This is a genomic window from Streptomyces griseus subsp. griseus (genome assembly GCF_000720255.1).
In the GTDB taxonomy this organism is placed as follows: domain Bacteria; phylum Actinomycetota; class Actinomycetes; order Streptomycetales; family Streptomycetaceae; genus Streptomyces; species Streptomyces griseus_I.
Genome location: NZ_JOJE01000148.1, coordinates 1 through 606, shown reverse-complemented (window position 1 = coordinate 606; position 606 = coordinate 1). Strand labels below are relative to the sequence as shown.

The window sequence follows — 606 nt, the reverse complement described above, 5'->3', positions numbered from 1 at the left end:
CGCGTCCTGCTTGTCGGAGTGCGCGATCACGAGGACGCCGTCGAGGTCGACGGTGACCTGTCCGTCGGTGTCCGGGGCGTTCTTACCCGCCAACAACCAAGCACGGCTGCGGACTTCGGCCCGCGCAGACCGGATGGCCTGCAGGGCTTTCTCGCCGGAGGCGGCGAGGGTGTCGATCAGGCGGGAGACGGTCGGGTCGGAGGCGACCGGGCCGAAGACGGCTGGCTCACACCGCAACATGGCGACGTCCGCGAGGCAGTCCCCGCCCAGTGCGACCGCCAGAGCGACGTCGAGGAGGATCTTGCCGGGATCGTGGACGGCCCGCGGCTTCCGCCATGGAGCCAGAGCCTGGGATACGGCCTGGCCAAGGCCGGTCTTGCGGACCGTTTCGACGAGCAGGACCGACCCGGCCTGGGTGACGACCTGGCGGCCGTCGTCCTGGACGCGGACACGGGGGTAGGACCCGATAGGGTGCTTCACCTGGGAAGTGCCTCCGGCGGTGGCAGGAACAGGGACCTAGACAATCCTCATTCTTGCTGGTCAGAGGCACTTTCTGCTTTCCTGACCGCCTGCCGGACAGCCCGCTTCATGAAAGCGCGAGGCTAA

1 protein-coding gene is annotated in these 606 nt (G+C 68.2%); it reads right to left on the bottom strand.

Going from position 1 to position 606, the window contains the following annotated elements; all coding sequences use genetic code 11:
• The coding region (locus IG99_RS43535; RefSeq protein ID WP_037684582.1) for an IS1380 family transposase at positions 1 to 480 on the bottom strand (480 nt) is incomplete at its 3' end.
• Positions 481 to 606 lie beyond the last annotated feature (126 nt).